This is a genomic window from Paramagnetospirillum magneticum AMB-1 (assembly GCF_000009985.1).
Classification (GTDB): domain Bacteria; phylum Pseudomonadota; class Alphaproteobacteria; order Rhodospirillales; family Magnetospirillaceae; genus Phaeospirillum; species Phaeospirillum magneticum.
Window position 1 is genome coordinate 1,733,280 of the sequence record NC_007626.1, and the last position, 24,105, is coordinate 1,757,384.

Annotated in this window: 26 protein-coding genes; 16 read left to right on the top strand and 10 right to left on the bottom strand. The window is 64.0% G+C overall.

What is annotated here, in order from left to right; all coding sequences use genetic code 11:
- Positions 1 to 34 precede the first annotated feature (34 nt).
- Together grxC and AMB_RS08115 are read left to right on the top strand one after the other, a co-directional pair.
- The gene (gene grxC / locus AMB_RS08110; RefSeq protein ID WP_011384015.1) at positions 35 to 298 is read left to right on the top strand and encodes a glutaredoxin 3; all 264 of its coding nucleotides are present in this window, start codon (positions 35 to 37) and stop codon (positions 296 to 298) included.
- Positions 295 to 1,122: a carbon-nitrogen hydrolase family protein gene (locus AMB_RS08115; protein ID WP_011384016.1), complete on the top strand. Its 828-nt coding sequence runs from the start codon at positions 295 to 297 to the stop codon at positions 1,120 to 1,122. The genes grxC and AMB_RS08115 overlap by 4 nt, the downstream gene beginning before the upstream one ends.
- Positions 1,123 to 1,399: 277 nt before the next feature.
- On the opposite strand, the gene AMB_RS08120 is transcribed toward AMB_RS08115, so the two are convergent.
- Entirely contained in the window at positions 1,400 to 1,933 is a 534-nt protein-coding gene (locus AMB_RS08120) for a class I SAM-dependent methyltransferase (protein WP_011384017.1), read from the bottom strand.
- 65 nt (positions 1,934 to 1,998) lie between these two features.
- Here AMB_RS08120 and AMB_RS08125 point away from each other — a divergent pair, with 65 nt between their 5' ends.
- Together AMB_RS08125 and AMB_RS08130 are read left to right on the top strand one after the other, a co-directional pair.
- Positions 1,999 to 2,412 (top strand): DUF1178 family protein, encoded by a 414-nt coding sequence (locus tag AMB_RS08125; RefSeq protein WP_011384018.1) that lies wholly within the window; start codon positions 1,999 to 2,001, stop codon positions 2,410 to 2,412.
- A gap of 211 nt (positions 2,413 to 2,623) precedes the next feature.
- Positions 2,624 to 3,397 carry a YoaK family protein gene (locus AMB_RS08130; protein WP_011384019.1) on the top strand — a complete coding sequence of 258 codons (774 nt, stop codon included), beginning with the start codon at positions 2,624 to 2,626 and terminating at the stop codon, positions 3,395 to 3,397.
- Positions 3,398 to 3,652: 255 nt separating this feature from the next.
- On the opposite strand, the gene ubiG is transcribed toward AMB_RS08130, so the two are convergent.
- Complete coding sequence (gene ubiG / locus AMB_RS08135) at positions 3,653 to 4,387, bottom strand: bifunctional 2-polyprenyl-6-hydroxyphenol methylase/3-demethylubiquinol 3-O-methyltransferase UbiG (RefSeq protein WP_043746333.1); 735 nt, start codon at positions 4,385 to 4,387, stop codon at positions 3,653 to 3,655.
- A gap of 173 nt (positions 4,388 to 4,560) precedes the next feature.
- Here ubiG and AMB_RS08140 point away from each other — a divergent pair, with 173 nt between their 5' ends.
- From AMB_RS08140 to AMB_RS08185, 10 genes are all read left to right on the top strand, one after another.
- A complete protein-coding gene (locus AMB_RS08140; protein WP_011384021.1) occupies positions 4,561 to 5,781 on the top strand; it encodes an aspartate kinase in 1,221 nt (406 codons plus the stop codon).
- Positions 5,782 to 5,805: 24 nt separating this feature from the next.
- Positions 5,806 to 6,840 carry an NAD(P)H-dependent flavin oxidoreductase gene (locus tag AMB_RS08145; RefSeq protein WP_011384022.1) on the top strand — a complete coding sequence of 345 codons (1,035 nt, stop codon included), beginning with the start codon at positions 5,806 to 5,808 and terminating at the stop codon, positions 6,838 to 6,840.
- Between the two features lie 154 nt (positions 6,841 to 6,994).
- Entirely contained in the window at positions 6,995 to 9,268 is a 2,274-nt protein-coding gene (ptsP, locus tag AMB_RS08150; RefSeq protein WP_043743857.1) for a phosphoenolpyruvate--protein phosphotransferase, read from the top strand.
- 80 nt (positions 9,269 to 9,348) lie between these two features.
- Positions 9,349 to 10,632 carry a helix-turn-helix domain-containing protein gene (locus AMB_RS08155; protein ID WP_148207340.1) on the top strand — a complete coding sequence of 428 codons (1,284 nt, stop codon included), beginning with the start codon at positions 9,349 to 9,351 and terminating at the stop codon, positions 10,630 to 10,632.
- 114 nt (positions 10,633 to 10,746) lie between these two features.
- Positions 10,747 to 11,859, top strand: coding sequence for a flavodoxin-dependent (E)-4-hydroxy-3-methylbut-2-enyl-diphosphate synthase (ispG, locus tag AMB_RS08160; protein ID WP_043743859.1), 1,113 nt, complete (start codon positions 10,747 to 10,749; stop codon positions 11,857 to 11,859).
- Positions 11,860 to 11,861: 2 nt separating this feature from the next.
- Entirely contained in the window at positions 11,862 to 13,100 is a 1,239-nt protein-coding gene (gene hisS, locus AMB_RS08165) for a histidine--tRNA ligase (protein ID WP_011386904.1), read from the top strand.
- A gap of 14 nt (positions 13,101 to 13,114) precedes the next feature.
- On the top strand, positions 13,115 to 14,362 hold the full coding sequence (gene hemA / locus AMB_RS08170; protein WP_043743863.1) for a glutamyl-tRNA reductase: 1,248 nt from the start codon (positions 13,115 to 13,117) through the stop codon (positions 14,360 to 14,362).
- Between the two features lie 132 nt (positions 14,363 to 14,494).
- A complete protein-coding gene (gene prfA, locus AMB_RS08175; RefSeq protein ID WP_011384027.1) occupies positions 14,495 to 15,559 on the top strand; it encodes a peptide chain release factor 1 in 1,065 nt (354 codons plus the stop codon).
- Positions 15,559 to 16,410 carry a peptide chain release factor N(5)-glutamine methyltransferase gene (prmC, locus tag AMB_RS08180; RefSeq protein WP_011384028.1) on the top strand — a complete coding sequence of 284 codons (852 nt, stop codon included), beginning with the start codon at positions 15,559 to 15,561 and terminating at the stop codon, positions 16,408 to 16,410. The genes prfA and prmC overlap by 1 nt, the downstream gene beginning before the upstream one ends.
- A 188-nt stretch (positions 16,411 to 16,598) precedes the next feature.
- Positions 16,599 to 17,078, top strand: coding sequence for a DUF4167 domain-containing protein (locus AMB_RS08185; protein WP_043743866.1), 480 nt, complete (start codon positions 16,599 to 16,601; stop codon positions 17,076 to 17,078).
- A gap of 12 nt (positions 17,079 to 17,090) precedes the next feature.
- On the opposite strand, the gene AMB_RS08190 is transcribed toward AMB_RS08185, so the two are convergent.
- The 3 genes from AMB_RS08190 to AMB_RS08200 form a co-directional block, all read right to left on the bottom strand.
- Positions 17,091 to 17,468: a hemerythrin domain-containing protein gene (locus AMB_RS08190; protein WP_011384030.1), complete on the bottom strand. Its 378-nt coding sequence runs from the start codon at positions 17,466 to 17,468 to the stop codon at positions 17,091 to 17,093.
- A 71-nt stretch (positions 17,469 to 17,539) separates the two neighbouring features.
- Complete coding sequence (locus AMB_RS08195; RefSeq protein ID WP_231849025.1) at positions 17,540 to 18,901, bottom strand: glycosyltransferase family 39 protein; 1,362 nt, start codon at positions 18,899 to 18,901, stop codon at positions 17,540 to 17,542.
- A 311-nt stretch (positions 18,902 to 19,212) separates the two neighbouring features.
- A complete protein-coding gene (locus AMB_RS08200) occupies positions 19,213 to 20,409 on the bottom strand; it encodes an NAD(P)/FAD-dependent oxidoreductase (RefSeq protein ID WP_011384032.1) in 1,197 nt (398 codons plus the stop codon).
- A gap of 71 nt (positions 20,410 to 20,480) precedes the next feature.
- Between AMB_RS08200 and AMB_RS08205 the strand changes: the two genes are divergently transcribed.
- Together AMB_RS08205 and AMB_RS08210 are read left to right on the top strand one after the other, a co-directional pair.
- Positions 20,481 to 20,783 carry a DUF6156 family protein gene (locus tag AMB_RS08205; protein WP_043743870.1) on the top strand — a complete coding sequence of 101 codons (303 nt, stop codon included), beginning with the start codon at positions 20,481 to 20,483 and terminating at the stop codon, positions 20,781 to 20,783.
- A 7-nt stretch (positions 20,784 to 20,790) separates the two neighbouring features.
- Positions 20,791 to 21,030, top strand: a complete 240-nt coding sequence (locus AMB_RS08210; RefSeq protein WP_011384033.1) for a hypothetical protein — start codon at positions 20,791 to 20,793, stop codon at positions 21,028 to 21,030.
- Positions 21,031 to 21,344: 314 nt separating this feature from the next.
- On the opposite strand, the gene AMB_RS26970 is transcribed toward AMB_RS08210, so the two are convergent.
- The 5 genes from AMB_RS26970 to AMB_RS25050 form a co-directional block, all read right to left on the bottom strand.
- Positions 21,345 to 21,557, bottom strand: a complete 213-nt coding sequence (locus AMB_RS26970) for a helix-turn-helix domain-containing protein (protein ID WP_070108654.1) — start codon at positions 21,555 to 21,557, stop codon at positions 21,345 to 21,347.
- A 150-nt stretch (positions 21,558 to 21,707) separates the two neighbouring features.
- On the bottom strand, positions 21,708 to 21,875 hold the full coding sequence (locus tag AMB_RS25640) for a hypothetical protein (protein ID WP_158303952.1): 168 nt from the start codon (positions 21,873 to 21,875) through the stop codon (positions 21,708 to 21,710).
- Between the two features lie 83 nt (positions 21,876 to 21,958).
- Positions 21,959 to 22,279, bottom strand: coding sequence for a hypothetical protein (locus AMB_RS25040; protein ID WP_148207341.1), 321 nt, complete (start codon positions 22,277 to 22,279; stop codon positions 21,959 to 21,961).
- A gap of 72 nt (positions 22,280 to 22,351) precedes the next feature.
- Complete coding sequence (locus AMB_RS25045) at positions 22,352 to 22,969, bottom strand: hypothetical protein (protein ID WP_148207342.1); 618 nt, start codon at positions 22,967 to 22,969, stop codon at positions 22,352 to 22,354.
- Complete coding sequence (locus AMB_RS25050; protein WP_070108693.1) at positions 22,970 to 23,827, bottom strand: hypothetical protein; 858 nt, start codon at positions 23,825 to 23,827, stop codon at positions 22,970 to 22,972.
- Positions 23,828 to 24,105 lie beyond the last annotated feature (278 nt).

Genomic DNA, 24,105 nt, shown 5'->3' on the forward strand with positions numbered 1-24,105 from the left:
TATATAGGATCGGTAACCAAACCTGGAGCCCCCCATGGCCGAGATCGAGATCTACACCACCGACGTCTGCCCCTATTGCGTCAAGGCCAAGAAGCTGTTCGCCAAGAAGGGCGTGGCCTATACCGAGATCAACGTCTCGACCGACGACGGCCTGCGCCAGTACATGACCAACCGGGCCGGCGGGCGCCGTTCGGTGCCGCAGATCTTCATCGACGGCGTGCATGTGGGCGGCTGCGACGATCTTTATGCCCTGGACAAGGACGGCAAGCTGGATCCCATGCTGGCGGGTGTCCAGTGAGGGGCTTCAAGGCGGCCTGCCTTCAGGTCAACGCCTCCAATGACCTGACGGCCAATTGCGAGGCCGCCGCCGCCCTGGCGGTGGAGGCCCGCGCCGCCGGTGCCGACCTGATCCTGATGCCCGAGAACGTCGCCATGATGGAATGGGGGCGCTCCAACATCGTGCTGAAGGCCCAGCCGGAAGAAGAGCATCTGGCCCTGAAGTTCTTTCGCGACCTGGCCCGCGAGATAGGTGCCTGGCTGCATATCGGCAGCCTGCATGTGCTGCTGGAGGGCGGCATGGTCGCCAACCGCACCTATGTGATCAGCCCCGATGGCGGCATCGCGGCGCGCTATTCCAAAATCCACATGTTCGACGTGGATCTGGGCCTGGGCGAGGTCTACAAGGAATCCGCCACCTTCCAGCCCGGCGACGAGGCGGTCTGCGTCGACCTGCCCTGGGGGCGGCTGGGCCTGTCCATCTGCTACGACCTGCGTTTTCCGCATCTTTACCGGGCGCTGGCCCATTCGGGCTCGTCCTTCCTGGCGGTGCCGGCGGCCTTCACCCGCACCACCGGCAAGGCCCACTGGCACGTGCTGCTGCGGGCCAGGGCCATCGAGACCGGATGCTACGTCTTCGCCCCCGCCCAGTGCGGCGAGCACGTCAACGACCGCCAGACCTACGGCCATGCGCTGATCGTCAGTCCCTGGGGCGAAGTGCTGGCCGACGCGCTGGAACGGCCCGGCTGGGTGATGGCCGACATCGACCCGGAAAAGGTCAAGGACGCGCGGCGCAAGATCCCCTGTCTCGACCACGACCGGCCGTTTGGGGTGCCGAAGAGGTAATACCGGTCGGCGCTTGACCTGACGTGTCATCCTGACGACTGCAGGGAGGAAGGATCTTTCAACCTGAAGCGGCTGCCGCTGTCCCGTGAACGATCCTTCGCCCCTGGCTCAGGATGACGGAAGAGAATCGCTTCCATGGGCGGACGGTATAATCCGTTTTTCACCAGGCATTTTCACCACGAAGGCGCGAAGGCACGAAGGTCTGGAGAAGGAGTTTCCCCTTATCCTTCGTGTTCCTTCCCCCCTTCGAGCCTTCGTGGTTGATCGGCGGCGGCTTTCAGACCGGCAGCACAGCCGGTCCCGGCCCGTTGACGGCGGCGATGCGCTGGACCACCTTGGCGTGGTCCATGGCGCCGTCCTCGTAGGCGACGACGGTCAGGCCGCGGGCCAGCTCCAGCAACTCGCCCCGCCTCAGCAGGTGGTCGGGATTGGCCGGGCGGCCGAATTTCTCGTTGCCCGCCGCGAAGGTCTCGTAGAGCAGCACGCCGCCGGGTTTCAGGGCGGCGAGGATGGCGGGGAAGATCGGCCGCCAGAGATAATTGGTGACCACCACCGCGTCGAAAGCCCGGTCGCCCAGCGGCCAGGGCGAGCCGTCCTCCAGGTCGGCGGCGATCAGTTCGGCCCCCTCGGCAAGGCGGGCCTGGGCGATGTCGCGGTCCAGCGCGGTGACGTTGTGGCCCCGGTCGAGGAACAGCCGGGCGTGGCGCCCGCCGCCACAGGCGAGGTCCAGCACCGTGCCGCCCTCCGGCACCAGGGCGGCGAAGCGGGCGATCCAGGCGGAGGGGGCGATGCGGAAGGGATCGGTGCCCATGGCTTTCTCTGTACGGTGAATACCGTATCTGCTACGAAGGCTGAGGATAGCGGATATCAGCGGCCATGATCCTGTTCGAATTGCGCTGCTCTGGCGAGCATCATTTTGAAGCCTGGTTCAAGGACGGCGCCACCTATGACGGGCAGGCGGCGGCCGGCGAGATTTCCTGCCCCGTTTGCGGCGATACCCGGATCGACAAGGCCCCCATGGCGCCGCGCCTGGCCAAGGCCCGCGGCTCGGCCCTGGATGCCCAGGCGGCAGCGGGCGAGTTGCGCAAGATGCTGGTGGACCTGAAGCACAAGGTTCAGGCCAATTGCGATTACGTGGGCGATAAATTCCCCGACGAGGCCCGCAAGATCCATTACGGCGACGCCGAGGCCCGGCCCATCTATGGCGAGGCCACCCCCGCCGAAGCCACCGAGCTGGAAGAGGAAGGCGTTTCCGTCGCCCGCATTCCTTGGGTGGCCGAAGGGAATTAGACCATCGTGCGCAACATCAGAAACAAGCTGTCACCCTGAGCCCGGCGAAGGGTCTTTCACGCGAGAACGCCAGCCGCCTCAGGCTGAAAGATCCTTCGCGGCGCTCAGGATGACAACCTGTCTCACATTTGACGCTCGGCGCTTTAGCCTTCCAATCTCCGGGATCGAGGGCTTATGCTGCGGCGCAGCAGGTCTTTGCCCCCGGTGCTGTATGCCCATCTATTTTCTGCGCAGGCTTTCTGGCCATCGGCGCACGTCGTCCGCCAACAAGCATCTCGGCTATTCCCTGGCCTTCATCGCCGGAGCGATCAATGCCGGCGGCTTCCTGGCGGTCGAGCGCTATACCTCGCACATGACCGGTATCGTCTCGTCGCTGGCGGACAATCTGGTCACCAATCAACTCGGCGCCGTTCTGGTCGGGCTGGGCTCGCTGGCGGCGTTCATCGCCGGTTCGGCCTATTCGGCGATCCTGATCAACTGGGGGCGCCATCACCGCACCCACAGCAAATACGCCTACCCTCTGCTGTGGGAGGCGATTCTGCTGCTGTGCTTCGGGCTGATGGGTGGTTCGCTCGAACTGCACGAAAGCGCGTTCATTCCGGTCACCGTGATGCTGCTCTGCTTCATCATGGGGCTGCAGAACGCCATCATTTCCAAGATCTCCAACTCGGAAATCCGCACCACCCACATGACCGGCATCGTTACCGATATCGGTATCGAGCTGGGCAAGGCGTTCTATCTCAACTCCCAGAAGGAATCGGCGCATTACCAACCCGTGCGGGCCAACAAGGCCCGGCTGGCCGTGCTGGCCTCCCTGCTGCTGTCCTTCCTGTCGGGCGGCGTGGCCGGTGCGGTGGGCTTCAAATACGTGGGCTATGCCTCGACCATTCCGCTGGCGGTGTTCCTGGTGTTCCTGGCCATCGTGCCGCTGGTCGACGACGCCCGCACCCGCTTCCGGGTCTTCACCCGGCATCGAATGCACTGATTCGTGTCCCTCTGTCGCCGGGCGGGTTTCTGCGAAACCCTTGGCTCTCGGCGCATAAGCGGCTAGCAGGCCGGGGAAAAACCCCGCTTTGCGGCAGGGCACCCGCCCTGACCCGTTCGGAGGCACAGCCTCCGAACCTCCAGTTTTTTATTTCAATGGATTAATAAGCTGAAGGGTTCGGGAAGCTGTGCTTCCCGATTGGGGGATCGGGGGCAAAAGCCCCCGAAATGGGGTGTTTCCGCCGCCGGGCGGGGCTTAGCCCTTGACCCCGAACAGCATGTAATTGACGTCGAGATTGTCGGTCTCGCGCCAGGTGTCGCTGAGCGGGTTGAAGGCCATGCCGGCCATCTGGCGCACGGTGATGCCGCGATCGCGCAGCATGGCGGCGAATTCCGAGGGGCGGACGAACTTGTTCCAGTCGTGGGTGCCCTTGGGCAGCCAGCCCAGCACGTATTCGGCGCCGACCACCGCCAGGGCCCAGGCCTTGGCCGTGCGGTTCAGGGTGGCGCCCATGAACACGCCGCCGGGCTTCAGGCGGGCGGTGGCGTGGCCGAGGAAGGCCGAGACGTCGGGAACGTGCTCGACCACTTCCATGGACAGCACCACGTCGAAGGCCTCGTTGGGATCGAGTTGCTCGGGCGTTGATACACGGTAGTCCACCGGCACGCCGGTCTGCTCGGCGTGCAGGCGGGCGACGGCCACGTTCTTGTCGCCCGCGTCGATGCCGGTGACGGCAAAGCCCATGCGGGCCAGGGGCTCGGACAGCAGGCCGCCGCCGCTGCCCACGTCCAGCAGGGTCAGGCCCTCGAACGGGCGCATCAGGCTCTCGTCACGGCCGAAATGGGCGGCGAAATGCCGGCGCATGAAGGCCAGGCGGACGGGATTGAAGCGGTGCAGCGGCTTGAACTTGCCCTGCGGGTCCCACCAGGCCTCGGCCATGGCGGTGAACCGGGCGATTTCCTCGGGCGATGCCGTGCCCACGTGGTCCATGAATTTCAACTCCACCTGCAACATTTCGTAAGGGGGCCGTGCTTGCGTCCCGCTGGGCGACAGAGTATGAATACGCGCCCTTCCGGCGGCAACCGCGCAAACGAGAGTTTTTCGCGGATCGCGGCGAGGGAGAATAAGGATCAGCCCGGGGCTGGGACAACAAGGGTTTTCTCATGGCTCGCATTGTAATGAAATTCGGTGGCACCTCGGTCGCCGACATCGAGCGCATCAAGAATGTCGCCAACCGCGTCAAGCGGGAATTTGACGCCGGCAACCAGGTTGCGGTGGTGGTCTCGGCCATGTCGGGCGCCACCAACCAGCTGGTCGCCTGGTGCAATCAGGTCGCGCCGCTGCACGACGCCCGCGAATACGACGCGGTGGTCGCCACCGGCGAGCAGGTGACCACCGGCCTTCTGGCCATCGCGCTGCAGGAGCTGGGGGTCAATGCCCGCTCGTGGTGCGGCTGGCAATTGCCGATCCGCACCGACGGCGTGCACGGCAAGGCGCGCATCATGTCCATCGAGACGGACGAGATGATCGCCCGCATGGGCAAGGGCGAGGTGGCGGTGGTCGCCGGCTTCCAAGGACTGGGGCCGGACAACCGGATCGCGACGCTGGGCCGTGGTGGCTCGGACACCTCGGCGGTGGCGCTGGCGGCGGCTCTGCATGCCGATCGCTGCGACATCTATACCGATGTGGACGGGGTCTATACCACCGACCCCCGAATCGTCTCCGTGGCCAAGAAGCTCGACAAGATCACCTATGAGGAGATGCTGGAGCTGGCCTCGGTGGGCGCCAAGGTGCTGCAGACCCGCTCGGTCGAGATGGCCATGAAGCACCGCGTGCGCGTCCAGGTGCTTTCCAGCTTTGAAGACAAGCCCGGTACTCTCGTTTGCGATGAGGATGAGATCGTGGAAAAGGAATTGGTGAGCGGCATCGCCTACAGCCGCGATGAGGCGAAGATCACCCTGGTGCGCGTGGCCGATCGGCCGGGCGTCGCGGCCTCCATCTTCGGCCCGCTGGCCGAGGCGGCGGTCAACGTGGACATGATCGTCCAGAACGTGTCCGAGGACGGCAAGTCCACCGACCTGACCTTCACCGTCGGCAATGCCGATCTGGAGCGGGCCAAGAAGGTGCTGGAGGATGCCAAGGGCAATCTCGGCTTCGAGAAGCTGCTGGCCGACCCCAACGTGGTCAAGGTCTCGGTGATCGGCGTCGGCATGCGCTCGCACGCCGGCATCGCCCAGAAGATGTTCCAGACTCTGGCGTCCGAGGGTATCAATATCCAGGTGATCTCCACCTCGGAAATCAAGATCAGCGTGCTGATCGAAGAGAAGTACACTGAACTGGCCCTGCGCGCGCTTCATACCGCCTATGGTCTGGATGCCGCGTAAGCGGGGCACTTGCCAGAGGGCCTGATGGATAAGGCGAGGGAGCGGCTCGAGCACCTGTGGCGGCGCGGACGGGAATTTCTCGGCACCGAATACGCCATCATGGGCGGTGCGATGTCGTGGATTTCCGAACGCCAGCTGGTCGCCGCCATTTCCAATGGCGGCGGTTTCGGCGTGCTGGCCTGCGGCTCCATGGGGCCGGGCCTGCTGCGCGAGGAGATACGCGCCACCCAGGAACTGACCGCCAGGCCGTTCGGCGTCAACCTGATCACCCTGCATCCCGACCTGGACGCCCTGATCGACGTCTGCGGCGAGATGCAGGTGGGGCACATCGTGCTGGCCGGCGGCCTGCCGTCCGCCGCTTCCATCAAGCGGGCCAAGGATACCGGGGCCAAGGTGATCTGCTTCGCCCCCGCCGTGGTGCTGGCCAAGAAGCTGCTGCGCGCCGGCGTTGACGCCCTGGTGATCGAAGGGGCCGAGGCCGGAGGCCATGTGGGTCCCGTCGCCACCAGCGTGCTGGCCCAGGAAATTCTTCCCGTGATCGATCAGGTTCCGGTCTTCGTGGCCGGCGGCATCGGCCGGGGCGAGGCCATCGTCTCCTACCTGGAGATGGGGGCGTCGGGCTGCCAGTTGGGCACCCGCTTCGTCTGCGCCAGCGAATGCATCGCCCATCCCAACTTCAAGAAGGCGTTCATCCGCGCCGCCGCCCGTGATGCCCTGCCCTCGGTGCAGGTCGATCCCCAGTTCCCGGTGATTCCGGTGCGGGCGCTCTCCAACAACGCCACCCGGCGCTTCATCCTGTTCCAGATGGAAGTGATCTCCCGCTTCAAGTCCGGCGAGATCGAGCAGAAGGACGCCCAGCTGGAGATCGAGCATTTCTGGGCCGGAGCCCTGAAGCGCGCCGTCATCGACGGCGACGTGGAAAACGGCTCGCTGATGGCCGGGCAAAGCGTCGGCATGGTGACCCGCGAGCAGCCCACCGCCGAGATCTTGCAGGAATTGCTGAGCCAGGCACTGGCCGCCCTGGCCGACCGCCACGGCCCCGTTCCGGTGCAGGCGTGATGTCGGTCAGCCCCTCAGTCGCCGGGCGGGCCGTCTGCGCCGGCCCTTGGCTCTCGCGGCATAAGCCGCGCCGGCCTTTGGCCGCAACTCCTCGCCTTCGGTTCGTCGGGTCTTGCCCCTCAGTCGCCGGGCGGGTCGCCCAGGCAGGCATGTGATGCAGAGCGCGGGAATGACCTCCGTGTCGCGCCGCCTGCTGGGACGTCTGCGCGACGTCATGGCCGGCAGCGGTTCGGCCCAGGATCGCCTGGACAAGGTGGTCAAGCTGATTGCCGCCGACATGGTGGCCGAGGTGTGCTCGTGCTACGTCATGCGCGCCGGCGAAGTGCTGGAACTGTTCTCCACCGAAGGCCTGAAGAAGGAATCTGTGCACCAGACCCGTCTGCGGGTCGGCGAGGGTCTGGTCGGCGACATCGCGGCCCATGCGCGGCCGCTGGCCCTGGCCGACGCCCAGGTCCATCCCAACTTCGTCTTCCGGCCGGAAACCGGTGAAGAGATCTTCCACTCGCTGATGGGCGTGCCCATCATCCGCGGCTCGCGCGTGGTCGGCGTCCTGGTAGTGCAGAACCGCACCATGCGCCACTACACCGACGAGGAGATCGAGACTCTCGAGACCGTGGCCATGGTGCTGGCCGAGCTGCTGGTGTCGGGCGAGCTGGTCAACCGCGCCGAACTGGTGCCGGTGGACGGCAATGCCCTGCTGCCGCTGCGCATGGAGGGCGTCAAGCTCAACGGCGGCGTCGGCGTCGGCGTGGCGGTGCTGCACCGGCCGCGCATCACCATCCAGCGCCTGGTGGCCGAGGATACCGACGCCGAGTTGGAGCGTCTGAAGAAGGCGCTGACCGGCATCAAGCTGGCGCTGGAGGAACTGTTCTCGCGCCCCGAGATGCGGGACGGCGAGCACCGCGACGTGCTCGAGACCTATCGCATGTTCGCCGAGGACAAGGGCTGGCTGAACCGCATCAGCGAGGCCATCCATACCGGCCTGACCGCCGAGGCGGCGGTGCAGAAGGTCCATGACGACACCCGCGCCCGCATGAGCCAGATCACCGATCCCTACCTGCGCGAGCGCATGCACGATTTCGAGGATCTGGCCAACCGCCTGCTGCAGCATCTGGCCGGCGGGGACGACGACCAGCGCCCCGGCGCCGCCGATCTGCCCGAGGGCGCCATCCTGATCGGCCGCAACCTGGGGCCGATGGAGCTGTTCGACTACGACCCCAAGCGCCTGCGCGGTCTGGTGCTGGAGGAGGGGTCGGCGACCTCGCACGTGGCCATCGTGGCCCGTGCCCTGGACATCCCGGTGGTGGGCCGCGTCAAGGACGTGCTCGACAAGATCGAGCCGCTGGACCCGGTGATCTGCGACGGCGACAACGGCCAGGTGTTCATCCGCCCGCCCGACGACATCCGCGAAACCTATATCGACGCCATCAGCCAGCGCCAGCTGCGCCAGGCCGTGTATGCCCGCCTGCGCGAACTGCCCGCCGTCACCCGCCAGGACGTGCGCATCGGCATCCACATGAATGCCGGCCTGCTGCTGGATCTGCAGCACCTGCACGATTCCGGGGCCGACGGCATTGGGCTGTACCGCACCGAGCTGCCCTTCATGGCGCGCTCCAGCTTGCCCGACGTGGCGGCCCAGACCCTGCTGTACAAGAAGATCCTCGATCAGGCCGAGGGCAAGCCGGTGGTGTTCCGCACCCTGGACGTGGGCGGCGACAAGGTTCTGCCCTACTGGAATCCCTACGAGGAGGACAATCCGGCCTTGGGCTGGCGGTCCATCCGCATCACCCTGGACCGTCCGGCGGTCATGCGCTCGCAGTTGCGCGCCCTGCTGCGCGCCGCCCAGGGGCGCGAACTGTCGGTGATGTTCCCCATGATCGCCGAGGTCTCCGAGTTCGTTCAGGCGCGCCTGATCCTCGACAAGGAGCTGGAGCGCGAGCGCGCCATGGGCAACCCCATGCCCTCCAGGCTCAAGGTCGGCACCATGCTGGAAGTGCCTGCCCTGGCGCTGCAGCTGGACGCGCTGCTGCCCATGGTGGACTTCGTGTCCATCGGCTCCAACGATCTGACCCAGTTCCTGTTCGCGGTGGACCGCGGCAATCCGCGCATCGCCGAGCGCTATGATTCCCTGGCGCCCGCCATGGTGCGCTTCATGCGCTATGTGGCGGCCAAGTGCGCCCAGTACGGCGTCACCCTGTCGGTGTGCGGCGAAATGGCCGGACGGCCGCTGGAGGCCATGGCGCTGATCGGCGTGGGCATCCGTCACCTCTCGCTGTCGGCCCCCAATATCGGACCGGTCAAGACCATGGTGCGCAGCCTGGATATCGGCGCGCTCGAAGCCTACATGAACACGCTCCTCAAATCGCCCGACCATAGCCTGCGGAACAAGCTGAAGACCTTCGCGCTCGATCATGGCGTGGTGCTGTGATCCGGCAGGGGTGGTTGCCAGCCCGCGGGTGGATTTGTTAAACAAGGTCGCCACACGCAATGCGGAAAGGCTCGTCCGACGTGGATAGCACAGCAACCGACCCCCAGACCGAGACTCCGGCCGAGGCTTCCGAGCCGGTCGCCGCGCCCGAAACGCCGCCCGAGCCCGCTCCGGAGCCGGTGGTCGAGATTGCTGCCTCCGTCGCCGCCGCGCTGGCGGTCAATGCCGGGGTGGGCGCCACCCTGCGGGCCGCGCGCGAGGGCATGGGCAAGACCCTTCCCGATTGCGCCAAGCTGCTGCGCATCCGCCAGCTCTACCTGGAAGCCCTGGAAGACGGGCGTCATCGCGACCTGCCGGGGGGGACTTATGCCGCAGGCTTTCTGCGCTCCTACGCCGAGTATCTCGGCCTGGACAGCGAAGAGATGGTGCGGCGCTTCCGCGAGGAAGGGGCGGGCGGCTTCAAGAACCGCACCGAGCTGACCTTTCCCTCGCCGGTGTCCGAGGGTCGCATTCCCGGCGGCGCGGTCATCTTCCTGGGTCTGATCCTGGCGGCGGTGGCCTATGGCGGCTGGTACCTGCTGTCGTCGTCGGAGACCAAGGTCACCGAAATGGTGCCGCCCTTGCCCGATCGCCTGGCCGGCGTGCTCAACCGGCAGGCCAGCCTGACCGGCGAGGCCAAGACCGGCGACGTCGCCAAGCCGGGCGACGACAAGACCAAGGACGAGGTAGTTCCCCCCGTCGAGGCCGAGGAGGACAAGCCCTCCGCGGCCAATCCGGCCCCCGCCGCGACCGAGCCGGCCAAGGTCGAGGCGCCGAAAACCGAACCGGCCAAGATTGACGCGCCCAAGGTCGAACCGCCCAAGGTCGAGGCTCCTAAGCCGGAACCCGCCAAGGTCGAACCGCCCAAGGTCGAGGCTCCTAAGCCGGAACCCGCCAAGGTCGAGCCGCCCAAGGTCGAGGCTCCTAAGCCGGAACCCGCCAAGGTGGAAGCTCCCAAGGTGGAAGCTCCCAAGGCCGAGCCCGCCAAGGTCGAGCCGCCTAAGGCCGAGACTCCCGCCACTGCCGTTGCCGATGGCAAGGTCTATGGCACCGAATACGCCGACTCCCGCGTGGTGCTGAAGGCCACCGGCGATGATTGCTGGATTCAGGTGCGCGAGGTGGATGGCTCCCTGCTCATGAGCCGCCTGCTGCGCCGGGGCGACAGCTTCCGGGTTCCCAACCGCTCGGGCCTCAGCCTGATGGTGGGCAATGCCGGCTCCCTGGAGGTCAATGTGGACGGCCGCAAGGTTCCGGCCCTGGGCGCGCCGGGCCAGGTGCGGCGCGACATCCGTCTCGATCCCGACAAGCTGGCGACCGGCGGCTGATACCCACAAACAGGTTGTCGCTTTCGGAGCTTGGCCCGAATGCGTTATAACGCCTCGCCCCGCTCGGCTTCGTGCCGGCCGGGGCGAGGCCCCTTATGTCAGCGAGAATGTCCCATGAGTCTGCGGCCCTACCGTGAAATCGTCCGACGCAAGTCGCGGCAAATCCATGTCGGTTCCGTGGCGGTCGGCGGCGACGCCCCCATCTCGGTCCAGACCATGACCAACACGCTCACCACCGACATCAAGGGGACGCTGGAGCAGATCCGCCGCGCCGCCGATGCCGGCGCCGATCTGGTGCGCGTCTCGTGCCCCGACGAGGACTCGACCAAGGCCTTCAAGACCATCGCCAAGGAATCGCCGGTCCCGCTGATCGCCGACATCCATTTCCACTACAAGCGCGGCATCGAGGCCGCCGAGGCCGGCGCCGCCTGCCTGCGCATCAATCCCGGCAATATCGGCTCGCACGAGCGGGTGCGCGAGGTGGTCAAGGCCGCCAAGGATTACGGCTGTTCCATGCGCATCGGCGTCAATGCCGGCTCGCTGGACAAGCATCTGCTGGACAAATACGGCGAGCCCTGCCCGGACGCTCTGGTGGAAAGCGCGCTGGAACACGCCAAGCTGCTGGAAGACAACGATTTCTTCGAGTTCAAGATCGCCGTCAAGGCCTCCGACGTCTTCCTGGCGGTGGCGGCCTACCAGGGGCTGGCCAAGGCCTGCGACTATCCCCTGCATCTGGGCATCACCGAGGCCGGCGGCCTGATCGGCGGCACGGTCAAGTCGGCCATCGGCATCGGCTCGCTGCTGTGGCAGGGCATCGGCGACACCCTACGCGTCTCGCTGTCGGCCGACGTGACCGAGGAGGTCAAGGTCGGCTTCGAGATGCTGAAGACCCTGGATTTGCGCCACCGCGGCGTGCGCATCGTGTCGTGCCCGTCCTGTGCGCGGCAGGGCTTCGACGTCATCAAGACGGTGGAGACCCTGGAAAACCGGCTGTCCCATGTGCGGGCGCCGGTGACGCTGTCCATCCTGGGCTGCGTGGTCAACGGCCCCGGCGAGGCCCGCGAGACCATGGTGGGCATCACCGGCGGCGGTGCCGACAGCCACAAGGTCTATATCGGCGGCTCGCCCGATCATAACGTCGACGGCAAGACCATGGTCGACCACATCGTCGAACTGGTCGAGGCGCGTGCCGCCGAGATCGAAGCCGCCAAGCAGAAGGGAAGCTGATTTTGTCCAGCCTGCAACCGGTTCGCGGCACCCATGACCTGCTGCCCGACGAGTCCCGCCGCCACCGGCGGGTCGAGGACATCGCCTTTTCCGCCGCCCGCCGCTACGGCTTCGGCGAGATCATGACGCCCATCTTCGAATTCACCGACGTCTTCGCCCGCACCCTGGGCGAGACCTCCGACGTGGTGACCAAGGAGATGTACACCTTCTCCGACCGTTCGGGAGAATCCCTGACGCTGCGCCCCGAGGGCACCGCCGGCGTGGCGCGGGCCTTCATCTCGGGCGGGCTGGCCCAGTCGTTGCCGCTCAAGCTGTTCTACCGTGGCCCCATGTTCCGCCACGAGCGCCCCCAGAAGGGGCGCCTGCGCCAGTTCCATCAGGTAGGCGTCGAACTGCTGGGCGTGGAATCGCCCCTGGCCGACGTGGAGGTCATCGCCCTGGCCTGGCGGGTGCTGTCCGAGCTGGGTCTGGCCTCCAAGGTACGCCTGGAGATCAACACCCTGGGCGATGCCGAAAGCCGCGAGACCTATCGCAATGCCCTGGTGGCCTATCTGTCCCAGTTCCGCGAGTCCCTGTCCGAGGACAGCCGCAACCGGCTCGAGCGCAATCCGCTGCGCATCCTGGATTCCAAGGACGAGGGCGACCGCCGCATCGTCGAGAACGCGCCTTTGATGACCGACTCGCTGTCGCCCGCCGCCCGCGAGTTCTTCACCCAGGTGACAGAGGGGCTGCATGCCCTGGGCATTCCCTTCATTCTGAATCCCAAGCTGGTGCGCGGCCTCGACTATTACTGCCACACGGCTTTCGAGTTCACCACCACCGAGCTGGGTGCCCAGGGCACCGTTCTGGCCGGCGGCCGCTATGACGAGCTGATCGCCACCATGGGCGGCGCCCGCACCCCGGGCATCGGCTGGGCCGCCGGGGTCGAGCGGCTGTCCATGCTGGTGGGCGAGGTGGCCGACGACGTACGGCCGATCAGTGTCATCCCCATGGGCGATACCATGGCCGCCTTGGCGGTGGCCGAGCGGCTGCGCCGCATGGGCCGCGCCGTGGAGATGGGGTTCTCCGGCAACATGAAGAAGCGCATGGCGCGGGCCAGCAAGGTCAATGCCCGCTTTGCCGTGATTTTGGGCGAAGAGGAATCGGCCCGGGCCGCCGTCACCATCCGCGACCTGGACAATTCCACCCAGGAAGAGGTGCCGCTGGCCCAGCTGGAGGATTACCTCGGCCGCCAGCTTTAGGCGGGGCCGAAGGGGTGAGTGGGGTGTCGCATCATCTGGTCGTCATCGGAGCCAACCATCGGTCGGCCTCCCTGTCGTTGCGTGACGCCCTGTTCGTGGACGACGCCGTCGCTCCCGCCTTTCTGGAAACGCTGAAGCGGGCCGGTCTGCCGGAATGCCTGGTCTTGGCCACCTGCGACCGGGTGGAGATCTGGGCCGAGGACCGCGATCCGGTCCATGCCGCCCGGCTGGTGGCCGAGGCCCTGGCGGCGCGGGCGGGGCTGGAGCCCGCCGCGCTCTTGCCCCACCTCTACACCCTGACCGGGGGAGAGGCGGTGCGCCACGGCTTTACCGTCACCTCGTCGCTGGATTCCCTGGTGATCGGCGAGCCTCATGTCACGGGGCAGGTCAAGGCAGCCCATCGTCTGGCCCGCGATGCCGGGTGCTGTGGCGGCGAGCTGGATCACTTCCTCCAGGCGGCCTTCGCCGCCGCCAAAAGGGTGCGCAGCGAAACCTCCATCGGCGAGGGACCGGTCAGCATCGCCGCCGCCGCCGTCCAGACCGCCCGCGACGTGCACGGTGATCTGGCGGGCTTGCGCGCCCTGCTGGTGGGCACCGGCGAGATGGGCGAACTGGTGGCCGAAAGCCTGCTGGCCGCCGGCCTGAAGGACATCTCGGTCGCCGCGCCGCGTGCCGCCCGCGCCGAGGCGGTGGCCAAGTCCCTGGACGGTCATGTCCTGGCCTTCGAGGATCTGCGGGAAACCCTGGCCTCCTTTGACGTGGTGCTGACCTGCGTGGGGGCGCGGACCGTCTCGGTGACTTCCGAGATGGTGACCAATGCGCTGCGAAAGCGCCGCAGGAAGCCGGTGTTCCTGGTGGATGCCGGCATTCCCGGCGATATCGAGCCGGCGGTCAACCGGTTGGACGGCGCCTTTCTCTATGATCTGGCCGATCTGGAGAAGGTGGCGCTGGAAGGTCGCGCCACCCGCGAGGCCGCCGCCCGGGCCGCCCGCGAGATCGTCGAGGCCGAAGCCCAGGCTTTTCTGCGCGGGCGCGCGGCGCGGGCCGCCGTGCCCGCCATCGTCGCCCTTCGCGCCCGCTTCGACGAGGCGCGGGACCTGGTGTTGGCCGAAGCCGGCCATGACGCCGCCGAGGCCACCAGGCTGCTGATCAACCGGCTGCTGCATGCTCCGTCCGAGGTGATGAAGGATGTGGCCTCGGATGGCGCCGAGTGGCGCGCCATGGAAAAGACGCTGCGGATTCTGTTCCGCCTGGATGAGTAGGAAATATCCTTGTCATTCCGAGCGAAGAGAGGAATCTCCGCTTGATGGCAAGGAGCCGGAATTGAACAGTCGGATCAGAATGAGATCCCTCCTCCCGATGGTCGTCGGGATGACAGTGATGAAGGTTGCCGGATGAATCTCGAGACGCAATTCGACAAGGTGCTGTATCGCCACGACGAGGTCCGGGCGCAACTGTCCTCGGGCGAGGGGATGGACTCCCAGACCATTCAGCGCCTGTCCAAGGAACTGTCGGAACTCGACCCGGTGGTGACGGCGGTCCAGGCCTTCCGCAAGGCCCGGGAAGACATGGTCCAGGCCGCCGAGATGATGAACGATCCCGACATGAAGGATCTGGCCGAGGAAGAGTTCTACGCGCTGAAGGAGCGGCTGCCCGCCCTGGAGCGCGAAGTGCAGATCATGCTGCTGCCCAAGGACGAGGCCGACGAAAAGAACGCCATCATCGAAGTGCGCGCCGGCACCGGCGGCGAGGAGGCGGCGCTGTTCGCCGCCGAGCTGTTCCGCATGTACGAGCGCTATGCCGGCCTGCACGGCTGGCGCTTCGAGGTGATGGACGTCAACGACACCGGCATCGGCGGCGTCAAGGAGGCCAGCGCCACCATCACCGGGCGCAACGTCTTCGCCCGACTCAAGTTCGAATCCGGCGTGCATCGGGTGCAGCGGGTGCCCGCCACCGAATCCCAGGGCCGCATCCACACTTCGGCCGCCACCGTGGCCATCATGCCCGAGGCGGAGGAGGTGGATATCCAGTTGAACGATTCCGACCTGCGCTTCGACGTCTACCGCTCGCAGGGCTCGGGCGGCCAGTCGGTCAACACCACGGATTCGGCGGTGCGCGTTACCCATATCCCCACCGGCCTCGCCGTCGCCTGCCAGCAGGAAAAGAGCCAGCACAAGAACAAGGCCACCGCCCTGAAGCTGCTGCGCGCCCGCCTGTACGAGCGCGAGCGTTCCGCCAAGGACGCCGAGCGCGCCGCCGCCCGCAAGAGCCAGGTGGGCTCGGGCGACCGCTCGGAACGCATCCGTACCTATAATTTCCCGCAAGGGCGCGTCACCGATCACCGCATCAACATGACGCTGTACAAGATCGACGCGGTAATGAGCGGCGACGCCCTGGACGAGCTGGTTGAGGCGCTGGTCGCCGCCGATCAGGCCGAACGTCTGGCCGAGATGGAATAATGGCCACGGCAGGTCAGGCTATCAACGCGGCGGCCGCCCGGCTGGCCGGCGTGGGGATCGACACCGCCCATTACGACGCCCGCCTGCTGGTCGCCGAAGTGCTGGGCGTCGAGATGCGCCGTCTGCCCGCCTCGCACCATGCCGAACTGACCGGCGACGAGGCGGCCCGCCTTGCCGCCCTGCTGGAACGCCGGGCGGCGCGAGAGCCCATGTCCCACATCCTGGGGCGGCGCGGTTTCTGGACGCTCGAATTTGCGGTCACCGCCGACACCCTGGACCCGCGCCCGGATACCGAGACCCTGATCGAAGCCGTGCTTGACGCCCTGGAGGATCGGGGACGGCCCCGGCGCCTGCTGGATTTCGGCACGGGAACCGGCTGCATCCTGCTGACGCTGTTGTCGGAACTGGGGCATGCCACTGGCCTCGGCATCGATGCCAGCCCCGCCGCCCTGGCGGTGGCGGGCCGCAATGCCCTTTCCCTGGGCCTGGCGCCCCGCGCCGAGTTCCGCCTGGGCGACTGGGGCGAGGGGCTGAACGGCCAATTCGACGTGATCGTCTCCAATCCCCCCTATATCCCCGATGCCGAGATCGACGGCCTGGAGCCGGAGGTGGCCCGCTACGAGCCCCGCTCTGCCCTGGCCGGCGGGTCGGACGGGCTGGAGTGCTATCGCCGCCTGATTCCCCACATGGCCCGCCTGCTGGCGCCCGGCGGCATCGCCGCCCTGGAGGTGGGGGCGGGGCAGGCCGTCGATGTTTGCGCCCTGCTGGCGGCGGCCGGGCTGGCCGGAGCCAGCGTGCGGCGCGACCTGGGCGGTATCGAGCGCTGCGTCATTGTGCGGCGCATAAAATAATTGTTGGAATAACAGCCGTCGGCGTCTAGTGTGGCCCCACACGCGCCATTTCGAACCGGGGGGGTCTCGTCGAGCCCTTCGCTCCGCCCTTGGTTCAGCGCTGTGAACTCCCCCACCGCCGCCCCGAAATCGGATGCGGACAGGCCGTGCAGAGATGTCGGCAGGGAGGCCTATAACGGAGAGCACTCGTGAACCATGAAGGCAGGTCCTCTTTAAATCCGAAGCAGCGTTCCCGTGGACGGGGACCTAACGGCGGCGGCGGCAAGAAGCACGGCGGCGGCGGTGGCGGCGGCGGCGGCATCCCCAGCCGCAACCAGGTGTTCGACAGCAACGGCCCCGAGGGCCGGATTCGCGGCAACGCCCATCAGGTGCTGGAGAAGTATCTGTCCCTGGCCCGTGACGCTTCGTCTCAAGGTGATCGCGTCGCTGCTGAGAACTACTACCAGCACGCCGAGCACTATTTTCGGGTGATCAACGCCCAGAACCAGAATAACGGCCGTCCGCGCCAGCAGATGCCCACTCCCGCCGAGGACCAGTCCATGGGCGGCGAAGGGGAGGATGAAAACGGCGTGGAAATCCAGTCCCGTCAGGCCCAGGCCCCCGCGCCGGTTCCGGGCGAGGGCGACCAGCCGGACGTGGTCATGCCGGTCGAGCCCGTCGAGGGCTGATCTGCCGGGGCCTCAGTGCTTCCGTGAAAAGAGCGGCGCGTCCACGTCATTATCGTGGCGCGCCAGCGCTTGCAGGAATGCGGTGAACAGGGTGCGCCGCGCCGTTCCGTCCTCTGCGGGAATGGCCGCTAGGGCGGCCAGCATGCCCAGCAATTCGTGGTGATCGCGGATCATCACTTGCCGTGACGTCCAGTCGGCGGTGACGAACAGTTCCTCTTCCACATGAAAGTGGTCGGCCATGCGCACTTGCAGCACATGGATAGCGCGCGCCACGGTGGTCTCGCTGTGGCTGTCGGTGATCACCGGCTCCAGCCGGTTCATCATGCGATAAAGCCGGGTGTGCTCGGCCTCGATGGCCGGTTCGCAATCCTCAAAGTCCCAATTGGGCATGGCGGCGGCTCCCCATCTTGAACTTATTCCAATTTGGGGATGGCGCGTCCTGAATTCCAGACGGACGGGGATTAACGGCAGGGCCGAGCCGGCGGGATCACGGCGCGGCCCAGAACTACCGGGGCCTGGGCGACGGGGCCGGGATAATCCAGCGTCACGTCGGGCAGCACGGTAATGGGGCCGAACCGGGCTTCCAGGGCGGGAATGCCGGGGAACCAGTCCAGGGGCTCGCCCGGCCGGGGGGCATCCTGGTGATCGATGTCGCGATAGCGGCCGTTCAGCGCCTGATCCCACAAGATGAGTGCGCCGCTGCTGCGGATGTCCTCGTCTGACAGCCAGGGAGCCATCTGGGAATCGGCTTCGCTATAGACGCGGGGCCGTTCCCGCAGCCGGAATGATGCGGTGCCGCCCAGCCAGGCATCGGCGATGATCACCGGCACGGGGGTGTTGCAAACCTGGCTCCATCCATCGGCGGCGGCGGCGGCCAGCGGCCGGTCGGGGAAGCGTGACCACTTTCCCTCGTCCATGTCGGCGATGATGCCGGTGAAGATCAGCACGTAGGTGGTGGCCATGGCCACCATCAGGCCGCTGGTCCAGGCCAGCAGCCGGTTGATTCGCCATGGCGTGGGCGGCGGATAGAACAGCCGCAGCAGCAGAATCGGAAGGGGCAGGAAGAACGATGCCGCCCATTCGACGCGCAGCCCACCGCCGGTGATCGCCGACAAGATGGTCACCAGGGCCGCCGGACCGAGGCCGACCAGCAGCAGGAAGCGGTCTTTGCTGCACCATCTGGCGGGTTGCAGCTTGGGCAGGCCCAGGCCGCCCACCAGGGCGATCATCAGCGAGGCGCACATGCCGGCCATGGTGAGCAGGGCCGCGGCCGGATTGACCAGATGACGATCGAGGAAGGTGTCGTCGCTCAGCCCGGCTCCGCTGGACAAGTAGCGAAGCGGCCCGAGGCCGTGAGTCACTAGCCAGTAGAGATGAGGGCCGGCCACCAGCAGGCACAGCCCAACCGCCCCCCAGACCCGCGGCGAATGCAGAACCCAGCGATGCTGGGGCGTCGCCACCACATGGATCAGGAACAGCAGCGGCAGAATCAGGATGGTGTATTTGGACAAAATTCCGGCGCCCAGCGCCAGCCCCAGCAGGGGCCACGCCCAACCCCGCCGTTCCTCGATGGCCAGATAGGCGAACCAGATGGCCGCGCACCAGGGCAGATTGAGGGCGATGTTGTGGTTGAAGTGGGGGACGATGTAACTGTAATAGCCCAGAACCGGCAGGGTTACCACGGCCAGGGCCGCGCCCATGCTGTCCAGATAGCGCCGTGCCAGCCGATGGATGAAGCCGAACGAGCTCAGCATCACCGCGACGCTGAGGCCATAGATCACGGCGTCCGAGGCCCCGAACAGCCTGATGGCGACTTCGCTCACCCAGCTGATCAACGGTGGGTGCTTGAAGAAGCCCGGCTGCCACTCCAGTCCCCAGTAGACGATCTGAATGGTGTCACGATTAAGAGTGGTATTCACCATTAGAGGCAGGAATACCCACGTCAGTGCGTAGACGAACGACGACAACACCAGAAGGGACTTTACCCCTATGGCTTGTTTGCGTTCGGACTCGGCGATGTCCAGCGACAGGCCCATGAATACAGTAGCTGACGACTTGTGTAAGAGGTCCCCTATTGGACGGGCACACCCTACCTCAGTCATGTTGCAAGGCAGAAGAAAAATCGGCGTTTTTGTTACAGAGAGTTACATCGCTGCAGGACCCCCAGTCCCGCCGCGACACCGGTGGCGAAGCAGCCCGTCAGCAGGTAGCCCCCGGTGGGGGCTTCCCAGTCCAGCATTTCACCGGCAACCCATACGCCCGGCAAGGCTTTCAGCATCATTCCGTCATCCAGTTCCGCCAGCCCGATGCCGCCCGCGGTGGAGATGGCTTCGGCCAGGGGGCGGGGGCGCTTGAGGCGAAGCGGAAGGGCCTTGATCGCCTTGGCCAGAGCGCCCGGCTCGGAGGCGGAACATGCTTCGCGCAGCAGCCCCAGCGCCATGGGATTGAGCGGCAGGGCCTTCTTCAGAAAGGTGGAGAGCGAGCGCGAGCCGCGCGGCCGCCCAAGGGCCGCCGCCACTTTGGCCGGGCTCCAGTCCGGCATCAGGTCTACCAGCAATTCCGCCTGGCCCTCTTCGGCCAGGGCATCGCGCAACTCCGCCGACAGGGCGTAGACGGCGCCGCCCTCGATGCCGGTGGCGGTGACAGTGACTTCGCCGCGCCGCTTCTGGCCCTTGAAGGTCAGCTCCACCGTGCCGGTGCGGCCGCCGGCGAAGCGCTCGGCGAAGCTGGGGCTCCAGTCCAGGTCAAAGCCGCAATTGGCGGGCTTGAGTGGCGTGATGGCGATGCCTTTGGCCGCCAGGATGGGAGCCCAGCCGCCATCCGACCCCAGGTTCGGCCACGAGGCGCCACCCAAGGCCAGGACGCAGACCTTGGCGTCGACCGTCTCCTCCCCCTCCGGCCCGGCGAAGCGCAGATGGTTGTGGTCGTCCCAGCCCAGCCAGCGGCGCCGGGTGTGGAGCACAACGCCCAGGCCGCGCAGGCGGCGCATCCAGGCCCGCAGCAGCGGAGCGGCCTTCATTTCGGCGGGGAACACTCGGCCGGACGAGCCGACGAAAGTGCTGACGCCCAATCCCTCGGCCCAGGCGCGCAACGGGTCGGCGCCGAATTGGGCCAGCAGCGGCGCCATGAAGCCGGCGGCGGTGCCATAGCGGGTGACGAAGCGTTCCGGCGGCTCGGAATGGGTCAGGTTGAGCCCCCCCTTGCCGGCCAGCAGAAACTTGCGTCCGGGCGAGGCCATGGCGTCGAATATCTCGACCTTCAGCCCATGGGACGCCATTACTTCGGCGGCCATCAGACCCGCTGGCCCCGCTCCTATGACGATGGCCCTCATGCTTGCGCACCCCTTGCCCGAGAGGAGGAATCTCCCCATGATGACGGGGAAAATCGCAAGGGAAGCCCCCGATGTCCGTGCCCGACCACGCGTCTTGCCGCTATTTCGTGTCCTATTCCGGCGTCAAGCTGCCGCTGCGGCTGGTCAATCCGCTGGAAGAGAGCGATCTCGGCCACCGCAACACCTATATGAAGGCATGGTTCGATGCCGCCGACCGTCTGGTGGGCTGTGACAAGCTGGTCTATGGCGATGTGCAGATAAGTCATCGCTATCAGTACCACGACAATGGGGCGTTGCGTCGCGCCGAAATTTTCATGGACGAGGATCTTACCGTCATGGAATTCGACGAGACCGGCGCCCGCACTTCAGCCTGAGGATTTCATGACCGCCAAGCTTAAGACCGTTTCCGCCTCCAACGCCAAATGGCGCCAGCCCGACGGCTCGCCCGTGGCCTGCGTCGAGAAGTTGAAGGTTCTCGAGGAGAATCTCGCCGAATTCCGCACCCTGGCCCTGGAACTGCTGGAAGACGCCGTCCTGATGGGCTGCGACCCCGAACTGGTGCGCGACGTGCTCAAGGCCGAAGTGGACGGAGTGGATACGCCCTTCCGGCCGAAGAAGTAGGGGCAAGGGCGGGCTGCCGCCCGCACCCGCTTGGGGTGATGCCCCAAACCCCCTTTGATTTTATGGCATGAAGGTGTTTGGGGAGAGCCGCGACTTCCGCCGGTGCCGGGCCAGATAGAGCGGCGTGCGCGACTTTGGCACCTTGTGGATGAAGCTATTGTAAAATACAAATTTCAATCGCATTAACAATAGATTGCTTAAATCATACTTAATATTGAAAGCCATAATGTAAGCCTTAAGCTTCGCAACAACTCAAATCAGGGTTGTATTTGAAATTATCATGATCTGTTCCAATCAAAAAGGCAAGCTGTTGCTTAGGTCTTCGGTGGGCGGCCGCGACGGGCTGGTTCATGCCCATTTGACCGAATCCAATCGTCTAATTCGTCCCTGTGGTAGCGGAGACGATTGGCAACTTTGTTGGCCCTCGGACGCAGTCCTTTTCCCCGCCGATTGACCAACGTTTGCCGTGCCAATCCGACGTATTCTGCCGCTTCGCAAACGCTTAACCAAACCTTTTCCATGACCATCGCTTTCGTTTATGTCGCCCAATAGAAATCCGATATGGGATTGGTGCTGCAGTAAGTCTAGGATAATTATGGCAGTGATTATAAAATTATGCGTTTTATATGATGCAAGATGCTGTGTTCATCTACGCGTTAAAGCAAACATTTACGGCATTAAATTCCAATAAAAAACTCTTCGCATTCGAAGCATTTGATGCGATTTGATAGTGTGATGACAAATGTAATGCCGCCACAGTGTGGGCATGGCCGGGCGTAGTCATCGGGGTTGCGTTCAGATTCTTCTTGGTGGTTAGCGATTTGTGATTCTTGAATGGTGCTCATGATGTCTCCTTGATAAACAGTTTGCCGTGAACTATTTATCAAATACGCATGATTTCGCTGCAAATGCAGGATGGCTGTCTATATCAGTGTAAATCTGATGCTCGCGTTGCTGCATTTGCAGCATCACATGATGCTTTGACCATGACATAATCTGATTTGTTGCTAAACCATGCGATGACCTGGGTGACCTTATGGGCGAAGGCGACCTCAAGATGCTTCTGGGATAGCGATCCGCCGCCAGGATCGGTCAGCCGCGTATGGCCTGCACACGCGAGCAAAGATTGTTGAAGAATGGCAAAGCCCTCTTCATCAACCTCATAGGTTCGCCTCCATGGGAAAATCTCACCAATCGTTTCAAGGCGACGGTCAATGTCCTGCTGTGGGTCGTAGGTTCTGGTGTTCATGCTGGATACCTCACTTTCGGAGGTATTTATCCTGCGGGTGCAGGTAGCATCATTTTAAGGTGATGTAGGTGGTTAGCCGCATTTGGGGTGTATTGGAGCATCAAAAGGCTCTCCAATTTTACCGCCATCTGGCCAGTTATTCATAAGATAACTATAAAGAATGCCAATTTCATCTCCAAGCAAGCCATTTACCATGTAGTTTCTGCCATTAAACAGCAGCCTATCAATAGCCTCAACGCGACTATACTTTGCTTTCGCATCATCATTGCAAATCTCAACAATGAGATCGGGTGCTTTGTTTCCGAAATACCACCACATTCCATCTTTTGCTATTAGCACATTTTTTCCACCGACATCTGTTTCGTAGTCTTTTTCATCGTGAAATTTATTTTTCTTTTGCTTCAATTCACCATTATTTTCATAGTATATGTTATCTATCCTGCCCCTGAATCGTTTGTCTTCAAAATATTCATTAAGAGGCATCACCTCTCCAACTTGCATTGCATAGATAAGCCGGGAGTTTCCACGGGAGGAATTTGCAAATCCGACAACCCAATCTCCTGGGCTGGCCCCTTTTCTTATTTTTGGCTTGCAGCATGCAAGGGTGCAAAATTGATTGTATGGATTCGGGGCGAACCCCTTATCAACACGAACAACGTAGCGATAAATTTTACTCATGGTTACCGCCATTTATACATCTTTGCCCATTAAACCTATCAGGTTCCGAACCCAGGATTCTGCTTCGGGTATATCCTTGCAATCCAAAACGAATTCCTGCCCCTTGGCGACCGATTGCAATGTGCATTCATCGCCATGAAGGCTCCATCGATCAACTGATGCGTGGTAACTCAGTGGTTCCCTAGATTCAGTCGGCATCATCCAACACGGAAGCCTCCAGAGGGTTCGTTTTGCTTGTCTCCGATCCGTTAGGATAAGGGCATCTGAGATTCGCGTGAATAGGCCCCCGCCACGTGCATCAATCCCATCAATGCCTAAGCTGTCTGAAGCCAGATAAAGCGTATTGCTTTCCACATCCCGGCCATGAAGATGCGGATGAGAAACAAATGCCTCCAGCGGTTCAGGCAATTCACCTTGCCCCAAACGCACAATACGCCCAATACGAAGCCACCCAAAAATGACATGTAAGTCAGGGGAGCCTGGAACATATCTCCAACCTGATGGGATTTGTTCAACCCGGCGAAACCAACCAAAAAATAGAAATAGGTCGTTTAGCCCCACGTTTTGCTTCGCTAAATGCCCTTGAGCAGATCTAATTTGACCAAGATTTGGACGCCAACCGGGAAACCTGTCTGCTGACGTATCCAGGTCAGGATCAAGATGGCACCTGTCGCCCCTTTGGATTTTCCCCGCCGTAAGTTCCTCAACCATCTGACCGATTTGCATGCCATTGATTGCTACGTCATCAAACCGTACGGGATCATTTTTTGACGGGATTGGAAATGGGATCAGCCTTCCATCTGGCAGAATGGCACTGGGTTTTCCTCCATTGGCAGAATCGAACCCCTTCCGACTCAAGATAATTTTCAAGATCGATTCCCCCATGGATATGCGGCCATTGCGACAGCAGGCACCGTCAGAAAATAATCTCACATCTTGGTGGCATGTGAAGGTTCAAATCCCAGCGAGTCGGATTCATGTGACCGGATATGACACCCTTGTTCGTTACGATCCCTGGATCGATCATGACGTTGAGAAACCACACACGGGGTGATGCCATGAGGATACTCATGTTTCTGGGGTTTATCGGATTTATGTTTTTCATAAAATTGATATTACCAAGTCGATCTAGGCATGACCGATGTTGA